At 71.5% G+C, this 17,058-nt stretch carries 14 protein-coding genes; 6 read left to right on the forward strand and 8 right to left on the reverse strand.

All coding sequences use genetic code 11. The features are described 5' to 3' along the window. The first annotated feature begins 251 nt into the window (after positions 1 to 251). Positions 252 to 1,823, forward strand: coding sequence for a DUF7151 family protein (locus G4D86_RS31915; protein ID WP_163997866.1), 1,572 nt, complete (start codon positions 252 to 254; stop codon positions 1,821 to 1,823). Positions 1,824 to 1,888: 65 nt separating this feature from the next. Here the strand turns inward: G4D86_RS31915 and thrS are convergent, their stop codons facing one another. Together thrS and G4D86_RS31925 are read right to left on the reverse strand one after the other, a co-directional pair. Then, positions 1,889 to 3,091, reverse strand: coding sequence for a threonine--tRNA ligase (gene thrS, locus G4D86_RS31920; RefSeq protein WP_163997867.1), 1,203 nt, complete (start codon positions 3,089 to 3,091; stop codon positions 1,889 to 1,891). Between the two features lie 295 nt (positions 3,092 to 3,386). Continuing rightward, on the reverse strand, positions 3,387 to 5,252 hold the full coding sequence (locus tag G4D86_RS31925) for an OPT/YSL family transporter (RefSeq protein WP_163997868.1): 1,866 nt from the start codon (positions 5,250 to 5,252) through the stop codon (positions 3,387 to 3,389). A 110-nt stretch (positions 5,253 to 5,362) separates the two neighbouring features. Between G4D86_RS31925 and G4D86_RS31930 the strand changes: the two genes are divergently transcribed. Continuing rightward, a complete protein-coding gene (locus tag G4D86_RS31930; RefSeq protein ID WP_163997869.1) occupies positions 5,363 to 6,901 on the forward strand; it encodes an MBL fold metallo-hydrolase in 1,539 nt (512 codons plus the stop codon). Positions 6,902 to 6,904: 3 nt separating this feature from the next. On the opposite strand, the gene G4D86_RS31935 is transcribed toward G4D86_RS31930, so the two are convergent. Next, on the reverse strand, positions 6,905 to 7,387 hold the full coding sequence (locus G4D86_RS31935; RefSeq protein ID WP_163997870.1) for a hypothetical protein: 483 nt from the start codon (positions 7,385 to 7,387) through the stop codon (positions 6,905 to 6,907). Between the two features lie 97 nt (positions 7,388 to 7,484). Further along, the gene (locus G4D86_RS31940) at positions 7,485 to 8,489 is read right to left on the reverse strand and encodes a hypothetical protein (RefSeq protein WP_163997871.1); all 1,005 of its coding nucleotides are present in this window, start codon (positions 8,487 to 8,489) and stop codon (positions 7,485 to 7,487) included. A gap of 80 nt (positions 8,490 to 8,569) precedes the next feature. Between G4D86_RS31940 and G4D86_RS31945 the strand changes: the two genes are divergently transcribed. Both G4D86_RS31945 and G4D86_RS31950 read left to right on the forward strand, forming a co-directional pair. Further along, complete coding sequence (locus G4D86_RS31945) at positions 8,570 to 9,385, forward strand: methylase (protein WP_163997872.1); 816 nt, start codon at positions 8,570 to 8,572, stop codon at positions 9,383 to 9,385. Between the two features lie 179 nt (positions 9,386 to 9,564). Further along, on the forward strand, positions 9,565 to 11,055 hold the full coding sequence (locus tag G4D86_RS31950; RefSeq protein ID WP_420821875.1) for a carboxylate--amine ligase: 1,491 nt from the start codon (positions 9,565 to 9,567) through the stop codon (positions 11,053 to 11,055). Here G4D86_RS31950 and G4D86_RS31955 read toward each other — a convergent pair. The 3 genes from G4D86_RS31955 to G4D86_RS31965 form a co-directional block, all read right to left on the reverse strand. Then, positions 11,045 to 12,490, reverse strand: coding sequence for a type III PLP-dependent enzyme domain-containing protein (locus tag G4D86_RS31955; protein WP_163997873.1), 1,446 nt, complete (start codon positions 12,488 to 12,490; stop codon positions 11,045 to 11,047). The genes G4D86_RS31950 and G4D86_RS31955 overlap by 11 nt on opposite strands. After that, entirely contained in the window at positions 12,487 to 13,338 is an 852-nt protein-coding gene (locus tag G4D86_RS31960) for a glycosyltransferase family 2 protein (protein ID WP_163997874.1), read from the reverse strand. The genes G4D86_RS31955 and G4D86_RS31960 overlap by 4 nt, the downstream gene beginning before the upstream one ends. 226 nt (positions 13,339 to 13,564) lie before the next feature. Next, positions 13,565 to 13,816 carry a hypothetical protein gene (locus G4D86_RS31965; protein ID WP_163997875.1) on the reverse strand — a complete coding sequence of 84 codons (252 nt, stop codon included), beginning with the start codon at positions 13,814 to 13,816 and terminating at the stop codon, positions 13,565 to 13,567. A 202-nt stretch (positions 13,817 to 14,018) separates the two neighbouring features. Here G4D86_RS31965 and G4D86_RS31970 point away from each other — a divergent pair, with 202 nt between their 5' ends. Beyond that, positions 14,019 to 14,771, forward strand: coding sequence for an arginyltransferase (locus tag G4D86_RS31970; RefSeq protein WP_163997876.1), 753 nt, complete (start codon positions 14,019 to 14,021; stop codon positions 14,769 to 14,771). A 3-nt stretch (positions 14,772 to 14,774) separates the two neighbouring features. On the opposite strand, the gene G4D86_RS31975 is transcribed toward G4D86_RS31970, so the two are convergent. Next, positions 14,775 to 15,674, reverse strand: a complete 900-nt coding sequence (locus G4D86_RS31975) for an alpha/beta hydrolase (RefSeq protein WP_163997877.1) — start codon at positions 15,672 to 15,674, stop codon at positions 14,775 to 14,777. Between the two features lie 145 nt (positions 15,675 to 15,819). Between G4D86_RS31975 and G4D86_RS31980 the strand changes: the two genes are divergently transcribed. Then, positions 15,820 to 16,977 (forward strand): glycosyltransferase, encoded by a 1,158-nt coding sequence (locus G4D86_RS31980; protein ID WP_163997878.1) that lies wholly within the window; start codon positions 15,820 to 15,822, stop codon positions 16,975 to 16,977. Positions 16,978 to 17,058: the final 81 nt, after the last annotated feature.

A 17,058-nucleotide genomic window follows, 5' to 3' on the forward strand; every position in this document is an offset into this window, starting at 1 on the left:
GCGCGCACGGGGCTTGCCAGGGGGATGGGGACGGCCGGTGTAGTGCCTTGCGTCAGGACGGCTCCGGACCCGGGCCGACCGCGCACCTGGGGCGACATGTCCACCTGACGGACCGGAGAACGCTGGCGCGCGGCGCGCGAGTGGGGCCAGAATGCCCCCCTGCCGTTCTCCGGTGTGCGCGGCCCCGCACCCCTGCATTCGCGGTCCGGGGCTGCTCCCGGACCCGTGCGTCTTCCTGGTTGGGGGTTCAAATGCGCGTCCCTCTTTCGGTGGTGATTGGCCGTACGCAGGTGCTGCGTGTGGCACTCGTGACAGGGCTTCTGGGCGTGGCCGCCTGCAAGGGCTCGACGGGCTCCGACGGCTCCGTGGGTCCTCAAGGCCCGCAGGGCTCGCAAGGTGCCCAGGGCCCTCAAGGTCCGCAGGGTCCCCAGGGGCCCGCGGGCCCCGCGGGAGGACCGCAAGGTCCACAGGGACTGAGCGCCCTGCTGGTCACCACGCCCGAGCCCGTGGGCGCCAACTGTGGTTTCGGCGGCGTCCGGATGGAGACCGGAATCGACCGGAACGGCGACGGCGATCTGGATGAAGAAGGCGAGGTGAACGCGTCGGCCACGAAGTACCTCTGCAACGGCGCGCAGGGACTCAGGGGCGAGACGGGCCCGGTGGGCCCACAGGGGCCCAGGGGTGACACGGGCGAGGTGGGCCCGCAGGGGCCGCTGGGTCCCAAGGGCGACACCGGCGCGGTGGGGGCGGTGGGGCCCCAGGGCCCCAAGGGCGACACCGGCGACACCGGTCCGGTGGGCCCGCAGGGCACCACGGGCGACACGGGCACGCAGGGGCCCGTGGGTGAGTCCGGGGCGCTCGCGTTCGCCTACGGCGACGGCTCCGCGGGGGACTTCAGCCTCTCCTCCTTCGCAAATCCACGGTTCTTCCAGGCCGGGAACTACCCCCAGCCCGCTGGCGCCAACCTGATGTTCCACAACGTGACCATCGACGGCACACTCATCGTGTCGAGCGGGACGATGATTCGCGCCACGGGCGACATCATCATCGGTCAGAGCGGCGCCATCATCGTCAGCCCCGACTTCCAGATTCAGACCCTCAACCCGTCGCAGAAGGGCATCGCCATGTCCGCCTCCTTCAACTACCTGGGGGGAAAGGGGCTGGACCTGGGGCGCTCGGCCCTGGTCTCCCGCGCCGACCTGCTGGGGGGCGGCAACGGCTACCGCTCGACGACGAACTCCGACATCCTCGGCGGCGACGGTGGCGGGCGGCTCATCCTCGCCGCCAAGGGCAACATCATCATCCGCGGCTATATCGACGTGAACGGCCGCCAGGGCATCAACAACAGCATTCCCACCATCAACCGGCCCGCCGGCTCGCCGACACCCGTGGCGGGCGGCGGCGGCGGTGGTGGCGGGGTCCTCAGCCTCATCTCCCGCGGCACCATCACCGTGGACACCACCGGCAAGCTCTACGCGAATGGCGGCAACGGGGCTGTTGGCTGGAATGGCTCCAGCCCGGTGGCGGGGCAGATGTACGGCGGAGGCGGCGGAGGCGGCGGAGGCATCATCCAGTTCCTCAGCGCGAACACGCCCGTCATCATGAATTCCGCCAACGTCCAGGTGAGCGGTGGCACCGCGGGCGCGTCGGCCGTCTCGGGCACGGCCACCACGCTGTCGCAGGCCGGCGGTGGTGGCGGCGCCTGCGCGGGGGATGGCGGAGAAGGCACGAAGTCCACGGCGGCTGGTGACGCCTCCAAGGCGGGCAACGTGGGAGACATCGTCACGGTCAAGGCGGCCCAGCCGGAGCTGCTATTCTACTGAGCGGAGTGGTGTCCATCGTGGACAGCCCGCCCCTCCCATGCGGAAGGGGCGGGCCGTCTCCCGACTCAGGCGTCCGCCGCCGGACGGCACGCGGCCACCAATTCCGCGACCGCGTCGTCCCAGCGCAGGTCCTTCTGTGAGCCGTCGCGCTGGCGCAGGCGTACGCCGCCGGCCTCCACCTCACGAGCGCCCACCACCACCAGCCACGGCGCGCCAGCTCCGCGCGCGTCGACAATCTTCCTCGACAGCGACTCACCCCGGACGTCCGCGCGGGCGCGACAGCCCGACTCGCGCAGCCGGGCGGCGAAGCGCTCCGAGTAGTCCGCGGCCGCCTCACCCACGGAGGCCACCACCACCTGCTCCGGGGCGAGCCACGCCGGCAGCGCGCCGCCGTGGTGCTCCAGCAGCACGCCGATGAATCGCTCCAGGCTGCCGAGCAGCGCGCGGTGAAGCATCACCGGCCTGACTCGCGCACCCGAGGCGTCCACGTAGCGCAGGTCGAAGCGCTCGGGCAGCACCAGGTCCAGCTGAATCGTCCCGCACTGCCACGCGCGGCCGAGCCTGTCCTTGAGGACGAACTCCAGCTTGGGCCCGTAGAAGGCGCCCTGGCCCGGCTGCATGAGGCACTCCAGCCCGGCGTCCTTCGCCGCGGCCAGCAGCCAGGACTCGGCCTTGTCCCAGCTCTCGTCGCCGCCGGCGCGCTGGGCCGGACGGCTGGAGAAGGCCACCTGCACCTCGTCGAAGCCGAGGCCCGCGTAGAAGTCCTTCAGCGAGCGCGCGAAGCGGACCACCTCCTGCTGCACCTGGTCCTCGGCGCAGAAGATGTGGCCGTCGTCCTGCGTGAACTGGCGCAGGCGGAACAGGCCGTGCAGCGCGCCGCCCGGCTCGCTGCGGTGGACGAGGCCGAACTCCCCCAGCCGCAGGGGCAAATCCCGGTAGCTGGGGGCCATGCGCTGCACGAGCTCGATGTGGCCCGGGCAGCTCACCGGCTTCAAGGCGAGGTGACGCTCGCCGTCCTCCACCAGGAACATGTTCTCGCGGAAGTTCTCCCAGTGGCCGCTGCGCTCCCACAGCGGCTGCGCGTAGACTTGCGGCGTACGGACTTCGCTGTAGCCCTCCGCCTGCATGCGCCGGCGGACGTGGTCCTCCAGCAGCCGGTACAGCATCAACCCGCGCGGGTGCCAGAACACCATGCCCGGGGCCTCCTCCTGCAGGTGGAAGAGGTCCAGGCGCTGGCCCAGCGAGCGGTGGTCGTGTTCGTCAAGCATGTGCAACTCCGTTTCGGAAGTGGTGAAAGGCCCATCCGGACGGAGCGCTGAAGTGAGCGCACGGTTGCCCCGGCCGGAGAAGGCGGGGCAGGGAACCGTGCGTTCGTCAGCTCACCACGCGACGCGCACCGCTCCACGCCCGCCGAAGCGAGTCGTGGTGGTGGTCGCAGTGGTGAAATTGACGAAGCTCACGCTGAACAAGGTGCAAGCCTCCGCACGGAAAGTCAAGTCGACCTCCGGGGCGGGGGCTTTCATGCAGTCGTGAAACAGGCAGGCGGGCGCGCGGCCCGCCGCCTCACGCCAGCAGCGACAGCAGGCCAATCATCCCGGCGATGAGGAAGAAGAGCGACTCGCCGGCGATGAGGCCGCCGCCCACCAGGGACATGCTGCTCATGTCCTCGGGGAGGGCCTCGCCCTCGCCGGGGCTGCCCGCGGCGTGCGACTTCTGACCGCGCTGCGCCAGCGTGTTCCACAGCGAGGTGAAGATGCCGCCCGCGCCGAACCACAGCGCCGCCGGGAAGTTCACGAAGCCGCCGAACGACGACGCGTAGGGGCTGGAGAGCAGCAGCGAGTCCATGGCCCAGCCCACCGCGAAGCCCAGGCGGGAGCCCTTGATGAAGCGCTGGTAGCCGGGGCGGCTCAGCACGCCCTTGCGCACCGCCTGGATGACGAAGCCGATGGCCAGGCCGATGAGCAGCAGCTTCACCGTGGCGTCCGACAGCGTGCCCAGCCCGCGGATGGCGCCCACCAGCTTGTACGTCATGGCGGAGCCCCACTGGCCCACCTCGGCCTTGGGGTTGTCGAGCTGGTTGATGGTGAGCGCGGGGTAGGCCGTCATGAACACGCGCGCCAGCCCCACGCACAGCAGTGCGCCCATGATGACGCCGAGCACCTGGTAGCGGAACTGGATGACGCGGTTGGTGCCCAGCCGCCAGCCGGTGGAGCGGTCCTGCTGCATGTCACAGCCCACGGACGTGGAGATGAGCAGGATGGTGGCGCCCATCAACCCCACCAGCGGGTTCTTCAGCCCCATCAGCGACATCAGCATGACGGAGATGACGAACGCGCTGGAGATGGGGTTCTGGTCGGTGATGCCGTAGGAGATGCCGTTGATGAGCACGAACAGCAGCGCCAGCGCGAGCCCCAGCAGGAGCCAGCCCAGCGGCTGATGCAGCACCAGCGTCCCCACCAGCAACGTCGCCGCGCCCCAGCCCAACACCCAGGCCACCAGCCGGCCCATGTTGACCTTCTTCCAGGACTCTTCCTCGGCGTCCGCCACCGCCGTGGCACGCGAGCGGATGCGTGCCGCGGCCTGCACCGCGAGCAGCGACAGGTCCACCGCCGCCGCGCCGCAAATCATGGCCAGCCCCAGCAGGAAGCCCACCTTGCGGAACGGATCGCTCGGCGCCAGCCAGCCAATCTCTCGCAGGTAGGGCGTCACCCGCGCGCCGATGACGGCCATGACGATGGCGGGCACGGTGATGCGGCTGCCGACAATCATGCCGGCGCCCACCGTGGCCGCGCTCGTGCCGATGGAGGCCACGAAGGCGACCTTTTCCGTCATCCACGCCGTCACCGCGCCCAGCAGCGTGCCGCCGCCCAGCTTGGAGATGGACGCCTTGAGCAGCCGCTTGTCGGTGAGCGCGCGGAGGATGTTCGCGACGGCCAGGCCCGACGGGTAGTCGAGCTGCAGCTTGTCCACGAGCAGCGGCGTGTAGAGCATGCCCACGCCCACGGCGAACATGCCCACGCAGCCGACGAAGAGGATGAGCTGCCAGGCGGGCGGCATCTCCATGCCCAGCCACACCATGGCCTGGATGAGCACGGACATGGCGCACAGCGAGGCCACCGACGCGGCCATCGTCTGCATGTAGTTGGCGCCGTGCTTGCCCTCCGCGCCGTAGCCGTAGGTGACGGCGCTGCCCAGGATTCCCGCCAGCACCTGGCCGCCCACGAAGAAGCCCACGCTGAAGTTCATGTACGAGGCGGCGATGCCGCCCAGCGGGCCGAGGATGAGGAGCGCCACCGCGCTCAGCAGCGCGTGGTACTTCCACGTGCCCACCTCGGGCAGCCAGCCGAAGCGGGGCTGGACGAGCTCCGAAGAGGGGGACGCGTCGGGAGAAGAGGGGGGCAGGGGACGCTGGGGGGCGGGTTGTGCCATGCGAGCCGCAGGGTAGCGGCGTTCGCCAGGCCTGTCGCGCGGGGACGGCCCACGCGCACCCCGAGTCATCGAAGCCCCCACTCACGCGGCGCGGCATTAACATCCCCGCCATGCGATTCACCCTGCACCGGGGCGTCAGCCTGGCCGTGCTCGCGTCGGCGAGGACGGAGGCCGACCACCACGAGGACCTGGGCTGCAGCATCCAGGGCCCCACCGCGCGCCCCGTGCGCCGGGCCCACCTGCCGCTCAAGCGCTACATCGCCATGCTGGGCCGCGAGGGTGCGCTGCGCGAGGCGGACGCGCTGGTGCGCTGGCTCGAGGAGACGCCCCGCTATGCCGCCCTGTGCGAGGACGGCCGGCGGCGCCGGGGCCGGCGCGTGCTGCGGCGCGACGTGCTCTTCCCGGACGCCACCCGGCACCGCCCGCGCGTGCTGCACCTGCGCCAGGAGTCGCTGGGCCTGGACGTCCCCGTGCGCGCGTCCGAGTGGCCGCGCGTCGCGGACCTCTTCGCCACGCTGGCCCGGGGCGCCACCCGCGCGGAGCTGCGCGCGCTGTCCGTGGCCCCCGTGGTGGCGGGGTTGCTGGCGGACCTGGGGCAGGCCGGCTGGCTGGTCCGGCACGAGGCCCCCGTGGAGGTGCCCACGCCCGGTGCCCTCTTCGTGGGGCACAACACCGTGCTGGTGTCCGGCCGCGAGGCGCGCGTGCTGGTGGACCCGTACTTCCGGCCCCAGGGGCTGGTGGACTCGCGGGGCTACGCGCCCATGCAGCCGAGGGACGTGGGGCGGGTGGACGCGGTGGTCATCACCCACTCGCACGGGGACCACTTCCACCTGGGCTCGCTGCTGCCGCTGCCTCGCGACACGCGCATCTTCGTGCCCGCGGTGGAGCGCGAGAGCCTCTTCTCCACCGACTGCGCGCTGCGGCTCTCACAGCTCGGCTTCACGCGCGTGGAGCCGCTGCGCTGGGGCGAGTCCCGGCAGGTGGGCGACGTCACCGTGCGCGCGCTGCCCTTCCACGGCGAGCAGCCCACGGACGAGGCGGGGCCATACCCGGACCTCTTCAACGAGGGCAACGCGTGGCTGGTGCGCGCACCGGGCTTCTCCTCCGCCTTCTTCGCGGACTCCGGACACGACGTGCGCGGGGACATGGGCGAGGTGTGCCGGCGGGTGCTGCGCGAGGAGGGGCCGGTGGACGTGCTCTTCTGCGGCGTGCGCGGCTTCCGGCTGGCGCCCATCTTCTTCGGCTTCAGCACGCTGGATGCCTTCCTCGTCAACGTGCCGCGCGGGGCGCTGACGAAGCCGCAGCAGCTCATGGCCGGGCCGGAGGAGGCGCTGCACTACGGTGAATTGCTGGGCACGCGCTACGTGGTGCCGTGCGCGGACGGCGGCGCGCCCTGGTACTGGCGCGAGGGCATGGGGCCCCGCTACGAGGGCTACCCCGGACAGCCCGTGAGTGGCGCCAGCCAGCTGGACGAGAATCCGGATGCGGACCCGTACCCGGAGCGGCTCGCGGAGGTGCGCCGCGCGGTGGGGCACGGGCCGCAGGCACTGCTGCTGCGGCCCGGCGAAGCGCTGGCGTGGAAGGGACGGCGCAAGCCGGAGGTGGTGCGCTACCCCGGCTTCACGTGGCCCTTCAGAGCGGTGGGGTGAGGGCTACATTCCGGGTTCGTATTCGAGCTCGGCGGTGACGCTCTGGGTGTCCACCACGTTGCCGGAGCCATCCCGGATGGTGACCGTCGACGTATAGACGCCTGGGAAGACATGGATGACGCACCAGGTGGTACTGCTCGCCGAGCAGGAGGCTGCGCCGCTCCACTGGTACGTGTAGCCGGAGACCGGGCTGATCATGTCGAACACGATGGCCTTCTTGACGGTCAGGCTGCGCGTGAAGCCGAAGCAGCCGCCTGGGCGCGGGTAGTCATAGGCCGGCGTGTCCACGTAGCAGCCCCCGGTTCCGCCCGTCAGCGCGGCCTCGGACGTCGCCACCGTGGGCTGTGGGGGCTCGCCCTGCTCCAAGTCCGCGGCGCCACCGCAGCCGGCGCTTGCGAGCAGAGCGGCTCCCAGGGAGAGCAAGCGCAGGGTGGAGGAACTCCGGGACTGCATGGGCTGACGCGTCGGGGTGTGGGCGTGGCTCATGTGGCTCCTCATGACGGAAGGGTGCTTCGCCGTGAGCGGCCCGGTGAGACTAGCGGTGCGTCGTTGACTACGCCATTGCACCTACATCGGCGGAATATTACGCCCGCGCGGCGAGGTGCCGCCGGCCCTGGACGAGCTTCACGGCGTAGAGGACGGCGAGGAGGACGAGGCACGTCGCGCCCACCGTGAGGTAGCGGTGGATGAGGTCTCCCTCAGGCCAGCCGTGGTCCTCCACGAGGCGGTACGCGTCGCTCGGGCCCGAGCCCTCGTTCTGGCCGAAGGGGATTTCGGCGAAGTCCCCGCGGGCGCGCCACCACGTGATGAAGCCGTCCATGAAGCTGGCGCCGCCGATGACGGCGAAGCCCCACCGGAGGCCGTGCTCGTGGACGTAGCTGCCGGGGCGCGCGTACATCGTGGCCATCAGCGCGCTGCCCAGCACCATCATCCCCGCATCGCCGTTGAAGAGGATGAGCATCAGCGCCGTCGGCTCGGACAGGAACAGCGTTCCGATGAGCTGGGTGAGGAGGATTCCTCCGGCCGTGTAGACCTGCCACATGCGGCGCTGCTTCCAGGCCCACCAGGTCCAGTACCCGAGCCCCGCGGCCGCCAGCGCCGCGAGGAAATACGAGCGCCCGAGGTTGAGTGTCTTCCACAGCGTGGGGATGGACACGTAGCCACACAGCCAGCCGGTGATGGCGTGGCCCAGCTCATGGACCGGCATGGTGAAGATGCGGACGAGGAACCCGCTGCCCCCGGATGCGGCCAGGTACGAAACGAGGAGCACCACGGGGAGGGTCCACGTGTGGATTTTCAGCTCCCACGCGGAGGCCTCGGCATCGGCGTCCAGGTCGGGCGTCGCCTCGGGGAGGACGTCCGAGCGCAGCTCCCCGGGCCGCACCAGCCACGCCGGGTCTATGAGGGGCGGCTCCTCCGGCGCGAGCACCGCGGCGGTGGCAGGGGCGGCGGCCTCCTTCGTGGCGGCGTCACGCGCGGCCCGTGCATCCGCCTTGGCGTAGATGACGCCGCAGCGCGGGCACTCCGGCCCCAGGGCGCGCGGCGCATGACAGCGGGGACAGGAAGGGGAGGAGTCCACGGTGCCCATGAGCCTAAGCGGTCCCGTCCGTGGGAGAAAACCCGGGCGGGCCTTGACGCGCGGGCGCCACTCGCCGCATGAGCGAGGCCATGTCGTCGCTGGATACCCAGACGCGCGGACGGACCTCGCGCGGCCGCCTGCGCGCGCTGGACGCGTACCTGTGCCACGCCGAGCGCGAGCTGCTCTCCCGCCGCGACGGACCGTGGGCGCGCGCCGTCTTCGTCGACGTGGGCTTCGGCGAACACCCGTGGACGACGCTGGAGAGCGCCGAGGCCTTCCGGGCCCTCCAGCCGGAGCTGACCGTCATCGGCGTGGAGCTGGACGAGGAGCGCGCCCGTGCCGCGCAGGCCCACGCGGACGCCCGCACGCATTTCCGCGAGGGAGGCTTCGAGCTGCCGCTCGGTGAGGACGAGCCCGCCCGCCTCGTGCGCGCCATGAACCTGCTGCGGCAGGGCCCGCCCGAGCGCGTCCCCGAGGTCCACCGGACACTCGCCCGCTACCTGCGGCCATCCGGCCTGCTGGTGGAGGGCAGCGCGGACCCGGAGGGGGCGATTCTCTCCGCGCACCTGCTGCGCCGTGGGCCCGACGCCGAGGCGCCGCCCCTTCGCGAGGCCCTCCTCTTCCATACGGACTTCCGCCACGGCTTCGCGCCGCTGCTGTTCCGCGACTGGCTGCCACGAGATTTGCGCCGCCGCGTGCGCCCGGGCGAGCCCATCCACGCCTTCTTCTCCGAGTGGGACGCCGCATGGCGCGAGGCCCGTGCCGCCGGCCACTCCGCGCCCCGGGATGCCTTCCGTGAGGCGGCCCCGCGACTCGCCGCCCGCACCGGTGGGGTGGAGACCGACGCGTGGCTCCTCGAGCAGGGCTTCCTCGTATGGAAGGCCGAGGGTGGCGTCAGCTCGTGAACTGTGGAGCACCAGCGATGACGCGACGCACCCCCGTCATTCACGGCGGGCAGGCAGCCGGGCCGCACGTTTCTCCCTCGCTGAGAGAAGATGAATGACAAGGGGGAGGGGTAAAGTGCGGCGCGGACGGCTATCCTGCGCCCCTGAAATTTCCCGGGGGAGCAGGCCCCCAGACCTTCATGAAACGGCACTTCGTCTCCCTCATCACCGCGACGCTCGCCGCGGCCACCTCTGGCGCCAGCATGCCCCCGCGAGGCACGTCCTCCGGGCTGGCCTCGCAGGTGCTCTCCTCGGTCCGCGCGGGGACGCCGCGCTCGCGGCGGGGTGGGGAGTCGGGGGCGCCGGAATCGCAGCAGGAGATCGAGGACTCCATGGTGGAGCAGGCACCCCAGGCGCGCGTGGAGGGCCGGCCGTCCGTGCTGCTCTTCTCCGCGAGCTTCTACGGCACGCTCGCGGCCGCGCGCTGCTTCGGGCGCAACGGTATCGACGTCACGGTGGCGGACCCCGCGAAGCTGGGGCCCGCGAGCTGGTCCCGCTACGTCGGGCGCCGCGTCCAGTGTCCCCCCGAGTCTCGCGCCGAGGACTTCGTCGCGTGGCTGCTCGACTTCGGCCGGCGCGAGCCGATGCGGCACGTGCTCTACCCGACGAGCGACGAGCTGGCGTGGCTGGTGTCCGTCCACCGCGAGGCGCTCTCGCAGTACTTCCACCTCTATGACCCGGGCGTGGACGCCGTCTACGGCCTGCTCAACAAGCGCAAGCTCTTCGAGGTGGGCCAGGAGGAGGGCCTGCGGCTGCCGCGCACCTGGTTCCCCGAGTCCGAGGCGGACCTCGACGCGATTTCCCGCGAGGCGCGCTTCCCCGTCCTCATCAAGCCCACCACCCAGATTCTCTACTCCACCCACCGCAAGGGCCACCCCGTCTCCGAGCCCTCGCAGCTGGCGGAGGAGTACCGCGCCTTCTCGCGCGACGGGTACGCGGACATGCTGGTGAAGTTCGACCCGGCGGTGGCCCGCCCCATGGTGCAGGAGTTCCACCCCGAGGCGGCGCAGGGCATCTACAGCCTGTCCGGCTTCGTGGACGAGACGGGCGAGCTGTTCGAGGTGCGCGGCGCCATGAAGGTGCTCCAGCGCCCCAGGCGCCTGGGCGTGGGCGTGTGCTTCGAGTCCGCCCCGGTGCGCGAGGAGCTGGCCGACGGGCTGAAGCGGCTGTGCAAGCGCCTGGGCTACCACGGCGTCTTCGAGGTGGAGTTCATCCAGACGAAGGACGACTTCCTCCTCATCGACTTCAACCCCCGCTACTACGGGCAGATGGGCTTCGACATCGCCCGGGGCCTGCCGCTGCCGCTGCTCGCGTACCACGCGGCGGTCGGTGACAGGGACTCGCTCATGCGCGAGGTGAAGGCCGCGCGCGAGTGGCAGGGGCGGGGCGAGGTGTTCTGCAACCGGATTGCGCTGGAGATGCTGCTCAACCTCCAGCGGCTGTCCGGCGCGCTCCCGGGGGAAGAGGCGCGCCAGTGGCGGCAGTGGCTGGAGTCACACCGGGGCGTGTCGGTGGACCCCCTCATCGACTCGGATGACCTGGTGCCCACCGCGGTGGAGCTGGCGCAGATTCTCTACGTCTCCGCGCGCCACCCCCGCGCCTTCCTGCGCTCCATGGTGTTCAACCGCTGAGCCGGGCGGGCTCGGCGGGCGGCGCGTCGAACGTCACCAGGTCATCGAACGTCTCGGCGCGGCGCAAGAGCCGCTCCTTGCCGCCGTCCAGGGCGATGATGGCCGGCTGCGGGAAGGAGAAGGACGTGGCGAAGGGCACGAAGTACGCCCCCGCGTCCATGATGGCCAGCGTGTCTCCCACGCTCAGCTCCGGCAGCCGCTTCGCGTAGTAGAGCGTGTCGCCCGGCGTGCAGATGGGGCCCACCACCGTGTACATGCGCGAGGCCTCCGCGTCCGGCCGCTCCACGTGGAAGAGCTGGTGGTACTCGTTGCGCACGCACTCGGCATGGTTGACGCCGGCGTCCATGACGGCCCAGGTCCTGTCTTCGCCCTGCTTGAGGGCGTGGACGTTGGCCAGGAGCAGCTGCGTGTCGCCCGTCATGGCGCGGCCCGGCTCCAGGAAGATGCGCGGGCGCTGGCGGCCCCGGCGCGCGTAGTGCGACTCCACCAGCTCCACCACCAGCGCCACGTAGCGCTCGATGGAGAGCGACGCCGCCGGGTCCGGCGCCGGCACGTCGCGGAAGAAGGTGAGGTTGAGGCGCCAGTCGCGCTCGGCGATGTGCTCCGTCGTCGGCGTGCACAGGCTGCCGCCGAGGTCGAGCACCTCCAAATCCAACCCCAGCTCCTGGTGCAGGGTGTCCGTGAAGGCGAGCACCGATTCGACGAAGCCGGTGAGCTCGCCCTCGGTGCGGATGGTGGCGCCGCGGTGGGCATGCAGCCCCACCAGGTCCAGGTGCTTGGAGTCGCGCGCCTGCTGGTAGGCCCGCAGCGCGGCGCCTCCGGCGATGGGCGTGCCGAACTGCGCGGACCAGCCGCTGTCCGTGCTCACCCGCACCGCGACGCGCGGGCGGCGGCCCACCTCCGCGGCGAGGCGCGAGAAGACGGCCAATTCCTCGGCGTGGTTGGCGGCGAGCAGCTGGATGCCGCGGGAAATCGCCTCGCGCACGGAGGCCTCGGACTTGGCCGGGCCATTGTAGACGATGCGCTCCGGGGCCACGCCCAGCTTCAGCGCCAGCCACAATTCATAGGCGGAGATGACCTCCGCGCCCACGCCGCGCTCGTGCATGAAGGACAGCACGCCCGGGATGGGGTTCGTCTTGTACGAGTAATAGACCTCGGCGCCGCCCGCGCGGCCGGGAGGCACCGCGAGGAAGCGCTCCACGTTGCGGCCGAGCGCGGCCAGGTGCACCACGTGCAGCGGCGAGCCCCAGCGGACCGTCAACTCCTTGAGGGGCACGCCCTCCAGGCACAGCCCCTGGCCGGGGCGGTGCTCCAGCCCCCAGTGCGAGGCGGGGATGGCGGTGCGCGAGGGCGCCATGGCCCTCTGCAGCACCGGGCGCAGCGTGTCCTTCACCTGGCGCCTGGCGGTGCCGAGGATGCGGCTCTTGAGGCTCACGAGGCCCGCCCCTGCTTCGGCAGCCGCAGCGGCAGCTTCTTGGCGACGTCGAAGGGCAGGGCGCGCATCAGCAATTGCAGGGCGCGGTATTCCAGCATGCCGTTCGTCTTGCGGTACTTGCCGTGAATCATCTCGTTGGACTGCATGACCAGCGTGCCGTCCTTGCCCAGGTTGTGCATCAGCGAGGGCCGGCCCGTGCGGTAGTGCAGGATGGGACGGTCGACGTACACGTGGCCGTAGGCGCGGATGCCGCGCAGGTAGAAGTCCACGTCCTCGTAGACGGGGATGGAGGCGTCGAAGCCGCCCAGCGGCGCGAAGTGCTCGCGGCGCACCATGCACGCGGAATTCACATACAGCGTGCCGCGGAAGAGGATGTGCGCCACCGTCCACGCGCTGTTGGGCGTGCTGGCGCCCACCTTGGCGGCCCACTCGAAGTACTCGCTCTTGTCCTTCAGCCAGTCCGCGTCGTCGCCGAAGGGCACCACCCAGCCCACCGCGACACCGGCGTCAGGCCGGGCGTCCAGCGCGCTCACCATGGCGTGCAGCGAGCCCTCCGCGAGCATGTCGTCGTCGTCGAGGAAGTGCAGGTAGCGGCCCTTCGCGAGCGTGGCCCCGTGGTTGCGCACCACCGCCGGGCGGCCCTTGGAGGGCGGGTCATTCACGAGGTAGCGCACCCGCGCGTCCCCCAGCCCCTCCACCGTCGCGCGCGCCGTGCCCTCGGGCGTGTCATCCAGGACGATGACCTCCACGCTCACCCCCTCCTGGCGGAGCACGGAGCGGATGGCCTCCACCACTTCCTTTTCCCTCTTGTGGGTGGGCATCACCACCGAGACATCAATCGCTGACATGGCGGAACTTATATGCGGTGGTGCCCACGGCCGGGAAGACGCCTTCCCACCCTGGGAACACGCGTGCCTGTTTGCTTCCGCACGCGTTCCTGGCTGCCTGCTCGGATGATGATGTTCTGGGAATCACCACGTCCCGCTGCCCGCGCAGAAGCTGCGTCCAGGGCAGGCGGGCGCGCGTTCATTGCCGACGCGCCGCCGTCATGGGCGGACGCGTCGCCGGGGCCGCTCAGTAGCTCGCCACCGTGAAGTCGAGGTCATCGTAGCCCTCCTCGGTGTCATCCCCGACCTGACTGGAAATCGTGACAGGTAGGGCAGAGATGTCGGGGTTTGCGGGGCGCGAGTACGAGCGGGACACGATGGAGGCGTCGGTGCCATCCCAGTCCCGGGAGCCCAGCGCCGAGCGTGCCGAGAGGCCCGATACCTCGAGCTCCCCGTACGAGAGGCGGTCCAGCCAGGGCTGCATGCTGTCGCGGGCCATGTGCTTCCTCCTGCCCCCCCACGGGCGGCGTGTGGATGTTCTGCAGACGGCATGCCAGCCCGCCCTCCGGGGAGGGACGCGGGGGAGCGCGTCAGGGATGTCGTGGCTTGTGGGCCACGCGAGGCCCTCCGGACGCACGGCACCCGGGCCTGCGTGTGCGACTTGACGCCGGGAGGGCCGCCGGACAGGAACGAGGACGCCCATGGCCCTCCTCCTGGCTCACGACGTCGAGGCCCCCCGCCCCTGCAGTTACCTGCCGGAGCAGGAGGCCTCCCTGGAAAATCTACTGATGCAGGACGTCACGGCGGAGGAGTACGAGCACCTGCTGGTGCGCGGGTGGCGCCGCTTCGGGCCGGTGTACTTCCGGCCCGCCTGCTCGACCTGCAACGAGTGCGTCTCGCTGCGCATCCCCGTGGACGGCTTCCGCCCCAACCGCAGCCAGCGCCGGGCGCGCGCCGCGTGCGCCCACCTGCGGGTGGAGGTGGGGACGCCCCGGGTGGACCCGTCCCGGCTGGCCCTGTACCGCGCGTGGCACGCGGAGCGCGAGGCCGTGCGCGAGTGGAACCCGTCGCCGATTACCGCGCGCGACTACTCGCTCCAGTTCTCCTTCCCGCACCCGTCCGCGCGCGAGGTGACCTGGTACGACGACGGCGCGGAAGGGGGCCCGAAGCTGGTGGGCGTGGGCCTGTGCGACGAGACGCCGCGCGCCTGGAGCGCGGTGTACTTCTTCTATGACCCGGCCTATGCGCACCTGTCGCTCGGCACCGCCAACGTGGTGCGCCAGGTGGAGTTGGCCCGGGAGCGCGGCATCCCCCACGTGTACCTGGGCTACCGCGTGCAGGCGTGCGCGTCGCTGCGCTACAAGGGCGGCTTCCGCCCCCATGAGTTGCTGCGGGAGCGGCCCGCGCTGGATGCGCCGCCCCTTTGGGAGCCGGCGCCTCCCGACGAGCCGTGAGGCTCAGCCCGCGGGCAGCAGCGCCTGGGTGAAGTGCTGGCGCAGCCGCCGCTCGTACTCCTCGGGGGCCACCTTCGCGTACTGCCCGTGGCCGGCGCCCTGCACCACCCACAGGGCCTTGGGCTCGCAGGCCGCGCGGAAGAGGCTGGCCTGGAGCTTGGCCGGCGCGTCCGGGTCCACGTCCCCGTTGATGAGCAGCAGGGGGCGCCCCTGGAGCCGGCACATGCCGTCGATGGGGCGCACCGCCTTCACGTCCACGCCCGCGTGGCGCAGCGTCCACAGCACCGGCTCCGCGCTCAGCGCGCCCCAGCGGCCATAGCCGGAGTACACGTCCGCCTCGAGCGCGGGAAAGGCCCCCGCCGCCGCCACCGCCTTCACGCGCGCGTCCGCGCTGGCCACCAGCAGCGCGGTGGTGCCGCCCATGGAGAAGCCGAACAGCCCCACCCGGGCCGGGTCCACGTCCGGACGCGCGGAGACGAAGTCCAGCGCCGCCGTCACGTCGCGCCGCTCGCCGTCGCCCCACGTCACGCGGTCCCCGTCACTCTTGCCGTGCGCCCGCAGGTCGAAGGCGAGGACGCCGAAGCCCGCCCGGGCCAGCGCTCGGGCCTCGAAGAGCAGCTGCGCGCGGTTGCCCGCGAAGCCGTGCACGAGCACCACCGCCGCCCGGTTGCGCGACGGCACGTACCAGCCGCGCAGCGTCAAGCCGTCCGCCGTGGTGAAGGCCACGTCCGAAAGCCCCGCCAGCTCATCCGTGGCCGCCGGGCGCTCGGCCGGCACGTGGGGTGGGTGCAGCAGGCCCTGGCCGATGCGGTACCCGTGGAAGGCGAGGTAGCCGCCGGCGGCGAGCGCCCCCAGCAGGGGCACCAGGAGGACGAGGAGAAAGGGGCGAAGGCGCGTTTTCACGATGGGGTCGGGAGGGAGACTAGCCGAGCGGGACCGTGATTCCTTCCGTCAGCCCGGTTGCTTCACGAGGGGACGGACGCTAGGGGTTACCTTGGCGCCCCAATTTCCTTGGGCTAGCGTGCCGCTGCCTTTGGGAGTGAGGCTGATGCTCGTTCAGCGACAGGTCGAAGCAATCGGAGCCTCCGCCCCGAAGCGTGTGCTCTTCACGCTGGTGTTCCTGGCGGGCGGTGGCATCGAGCGCTCGGTGTGCAACGTGCTGGCGGGGCTGAACCCGAAGCGGTTCGCCACCAAGATGTTCTTCCACCATCAGCCGCATCCGACGAGCCCGTCGGACCGCATCCCCAAGCACACCGAGGTGGTCTGGGGTACGGAAGCCTTTTCGTATCAGCGGACGATGCTCCCGCGCTTCTTCTGGCGGCTCATGCAGGAGGCCCGCGACGCGGACGTCATCGTCGCCGGCCAGGAGGGTCGGGCCGCGCTGATCGCCTGGCTCGCCGGGAAGCTCCTGCGCAAGCCCGTGGTGGGGATGATCCACTTCGACTGGGGCGCCTTCAGCCACGAGCAGCCCCGGCGGCAGCTCTGGGGCCTGCGCCTGCTCTACCCGCGCATGCAGCGCGTCGTCGCGTGCGGCCATGACACGGCGAAGGCCTTCCAGGCGCTGGTGCCCATGCGGCCCGGGCAGCTCCAGGTCATCCCCAACTTCGTGGACGGCGACACGGTGCGGGCCGCCGGCGAGGCGCCGCTGCCCGACGAGCTCGAGCCCATCTTCCAGAAGCCCGTGGTCGTCGGGGTGGGGCGGCTGGAGAACCAGAAGGCCTTCGACGTGCTCATCCGCGCCCACGCGCTCCAGCGCGCGGCGGGCTCGGACCACCACCTGCTCATCGTGGGGGACGGCTCGCTCGCGGGCGAGCTGAAGGCGCTGGTGAAGTCGCTGGGCGTGGAGTCGTCCGTCTTCTTTCCGGGCTTCGTCGCCAACCCCCACGCGCTGATGCGCCGGGCGGCCGTCTTCGCCATGTCCTCGCGCTTCGAGGGGCTTCCCATGGTGATGCTGGAGGCGCTCGCCCTGGGCTGCCCCGTCGTCAGCACGGACTGCCCCTCCGGGCCGGCGGAGGTGCTGGAGCACGGCAAGCACGGCCTGATGGTGCCCATGGAGGACCCCCAGGCCCTGGCGAACGCGCTGGACCGCGTCGTGGGCGACGCCGACTTCCGGCAGGAGCTGTCCGCCCGGGCCCGCAGGCGCGCGGAGGAGCTCTCCGCCGAGAGGGCCCTGAGCGCCTGGGAGAGCCTGCTCTCGTCCGTCTGACCCCTGGGCGGGGGATGGAATGGGGCCTCCCGCCGTGTTGAACGGCTCCGAGGCGCAAGGAAACCCTTGCCGGCCCCGGGC

Origin of the sequence: Pyxidicoccus caerfyrddinensis (genome assembly GCF_010894405.1) — a bacterium.
Lineage (GTDB): Bacteria > Myxococcota > Myxococcia > Myxococcales > Myxococcaceae > Myxococcus > Myxococcus caerfyrddinensis.

Excerpts from the sequence above, each read along its gene's own strand:
- G4D86_RS31980 (WP_163997878.1), top strand. The coding sequence starts at position 15,820 with ATGCTCGTTCAGCGACAGGTCGAAGCAATCGGAGCCTCCGCCCCGAAG.
- G4D86_RS31915 (WP_163997866.1), top strand. The coding sequence starts at position 252 with ATGCGCGTCCCTCTTTCGGTGGTGATTGGCCGTACGCAGGTGCTGCGT.
- thrS (WP_163997867.1), bottom strand. The coding sequence starts at position 3,091 with ATGCTTGACGAACACGACCACCGCTCGCTGGGCCAGCGCCTGGACCTC.
- G4D86_RS31965 (WP_163997875.1), bottom strand. The coding sequence starts at position 13,816 with ATGGCCCGCGACAGCATGCAGCCCTGGCTGGACCGCCTCTCGTACGGG.
- G4D86_RS31945 (WP_163997872.1), top strand. The coding sequence starts at position 8,570 with ATGTCGTCGCTGGATACCCAGACGCGCGGACGGACCTCGCGCGGCCGC.
- G4D86_RS31935 (WP_163997870.1), bottom strand. The coding sequence starts at position 7,387 with ATGAGCCACGCCCACACCCCGACGCGTCAGCCCATGCAGTCCCGGAGT.
- G4D86_RS31950 (WP_420821875.1), top strand. The coding sequence starts at position 9,565 with ATGAAACGGCACTTCGTCTCCCTCATCACCGCGACGCTCGCCGCGGCC.
- G4D86_RS31925 (WP_163997868.1), bottom strand. The coding sequence starts at position 5,252 with ATGGCACAACCCGCCCCCCAGCGTCCCCTGCCCCCCTCTTCTCCCGAC.
- G4D86_RS31940 (WP_163997871.1), bottom strand. The coding sequence starts at position 8,489 with ATGGGCACCGTGGACTCCTCCCCTTCCTGTCCCCGCTGTCATGCGCCG.
- G4D86_RS31930 (WP_163997869.1), top strand. The coding sequence starts at position 5,363 with ATGCGATTCACCCTGCACCGGGGCGTCAGCCTGGCCGTGCTCGCGTCG.
- G4D86_RS31960 (WP_163997874.1), bottom strand. The coding sequence starts at position 13,338 with ATGTCAGCGATTGATGTCTCGGTGGTGATGCCCACCCACAAGAGGGAA.
- G4D86_RS31970 (WP_163997876.1), top strand. The coding sequence starts at position 14,019 with ATGGCCCTCCTCCTGGCTCACGACGTCGAGGCCCCCCGCCCCTGCAGT.